Genomic DNA, 2,495 nt, shown 5'->3' with positions numbered 1-2,495 from the left:
TATGTTGAATATGATTGGTGGTTTAATCGCTTATCAACTCAAAGAAAGTAAGCCACAACTCAATATCACAGATGTCGATTTCAATGCGATTTCTGTTATGGCTTAAACCGATCTCAGGTTAATTACTAATTGAATGAGTATTATTATGCCGTTTCATCTAGTAGTACAAAGTTTAAAGTACAAAGTACAGTTAAGTCAGCTATCTATGGACGCAGAATAAGGCAGGTCGCTGTAGCTGTAGCGAGTAACTTACCATCTTCAGTGGTTAAGGTGCCTTCAGATATCCCTAACGATTTTGATAAGTTCATCAAGTTCCCTTTTGCGATTAAACGCTGATTTTGTGGCACAGGGCGGACCATTTTAACGTTCAAATCAATGGTTGAATAACTGACACCAGCAGGCAGTGCTGAATGAACAGCACAGGCTGTTACTGTGTCCAAAACCGTTGCAGCAAAACCACCATGTACACCGCCCATTGGGTTTAAATGGCGTTCATCAGCGTGGGCTTCAAACGTTACCATGCCTTCGCTTACTTCAATGGCCTTCATCGGTATTGTTTGTGATATCGACGGGGCTGGTATGTCGCCATTAAGCATGGCCTGCATCAGTTGTAATCCGGTGAGTTGTTTCATCATGATCCTTTCGCTATTTCATCAATTTTTAGCGATAAAAAAGGGTAAAGCTTGCGCTTTACCCTTTTTTATTTTAGGTTTTAACCTAGCAGCTAGGCTGCTTTTTCTTGCTTAGCTTTAGGTGCTAGTTGCGCACGAAGCTCATCGGTATCGAAATCATCAACGTTAATTGATTTTAAGCGGCCAATTTCAGCTCGTTCAAGTAAAGCGATTTCGCTGTCGCTTAACACACCAAGCGCTTTACCTTCTGCAGCAACTTTATCTAACCACATAAATGGTAGACGCTTACCAGCAGCTTTACAGACTTTGTCGTACAGTGGCTCTGCGGCAAGGATATCTTTAAACGTTTGTTCTTGGATACCTACAGCATTGAACTCAGATGCAGTCCAGAACTGGCCTTTACCTAAACGGTCACGGCTAGCACAAGGAGTTTGCATGATCTTAGCCACTTTGTGATCTAATACATCACTAGGACGCTTAATCGGACGGCCGAATGGGAAAATAACTGCACGAAGTACAATGCCTAAACCCATTGGGAAGTTGTTCAGTAAGTCATCTAACGAATCTTGTAACTTGTACAATGAATCTTCAACAGCCCATTGAACTAAAGGTAAATCTTCAGTTAAACGACCATCATCTTCATACCGTTTTAGCGTTGCTGAAGTGAGGTATAGCTGGCTTAATAAGTCACCTAAACGAGCAGAAATACGTTCTTTACGTTTTAGGTTACCACCCAGTGTAGCCATCGCTAAATCAGATAATAATGCTAAGTTAGCACTGAAACGATTCATCTGTTGGTAGTAACGCTTGGTTTTATCTGAGTAAGGGCTATTCGAGAAACGAGATGAGGTTAAGCCCATCCAGAAGCTACGAATAAAGTTAGACGTTGCAAAGCCAATATGGCCAAAGATAGCCGCGTCAAAGTTATCCAAACCACGATTTGCGTCAGTATCAAAAGCAGATTCCATTTCGGCCAATACATATGGATGACAGCGAATTGCGCCTTGTCCATAAATTATCATTGAACGAGTTAGAATGTTTGCACCTTCTACCGTAATAGCAATCGGTGCCGCTTGATAACCGCGACCTAAATAGTTATTAGGCCCTAGACACACACCTTTACCGCCGTGAATGTCCATTGCATCAATAACACATTTCTGCATTCTATCGGTTAAATGGAATTTAACGATAGCTGACACAACCGATGGTTTTTCACCTAAATCGATAGCGGTAGTGGTTAATGTTGCCACTGCATCCATTAGATAAGCATTACCGCCTAAACGCGCCATTGGCTCTTCGATGCCTTCTAACTTACCGATAGGTAATTTAAATTGACGACGAATACGTGCATAAGCACCAGTAGCAACAGCGGCAGTTTTAACGCCACCAGCTGAGTTTGAAGGTAAGGTAATACCACGACCTACAGATAGACACTCAACCAACATTCTCCAACCTTGGCCAGCCATTTCTGGACCACCAATGATGAAGCTTAATGGTACAAACACTTCGTTACCGCGTGTTGGACCATTTTGGAACATACAGTTCAATGGGAAATGACGACGTCCTGTTTCAACACCAGGAATATCAGTGGGGATAAGCGCACAAGTAATGCCTAATTCTTCTTTATCACCTAGTAGGTGATCAGGGTCGCGTAGTTTAAACGCAAGACCTAATACCGTCGCAACAGGTGCTAAAGTAATGTAACGTTTGTTCCAAGTCAGCTTCATACCAAGTACTTCTTCGCCTTGGAATTCACCTTTACATACAATGCCGAAATCTGGGATTGAGCCAGCATCACTACCTGCTTCAGGGCTAGTAAGTGCAAAACATGGCACTTCTAAACCTTGAGCTAAACGAGGTAGG

General features: G+C 42.4%; 2 protein-coding genes and 1 pseudogene. 1 reads left to right on the top strand and 2 read right to left on the bottom strand.

The annotated features are described in order from the left end of the window. Positions 1-106: pseudogene (locus H5202_RS20580) on the top strand (IS982 family transposase); the annotation flags it as partial. A gap of 97 nt (positions 107-203) precedes the next feature. Here H5202_RS20580 and H5202_RS20575 read toward each other — a convergent pair. Beyond that, positions 204-638, bottom strand: coding sequence for a PaaI family thioesterase (locus H5202_RS20575; protein WP_336244826.1), 435 nt, complete (start codon positions 636-638; stop codon positions 204-206). A gap of 86 nt (positions 639-724) precedes the next feature. Continuing rightward, on the bottom strand, positions 725-2,495 hold a 1,771-nt coding region (locus H5202_RS20570; RefSeq protein WP_182773703.1), incomplete at its 5' end, for an acyl-CoA dehydrogenase.

The sequence above is a fragment of the Shewanella sp. SG41-4 genome (assembly GCF_014164505.1).
Taxonomy (GTDB): domain Bacteria; phylum Pseudomonadota; class Gammaproteobacteria; order Enterobacterales; family Shewanellaceae; genus Shewanella.
The sequence above is the reverse complement of the archived record's forward strand: the minus strand, read 5'-3'. Positions and strand labels throughout refer to the sequence as shown.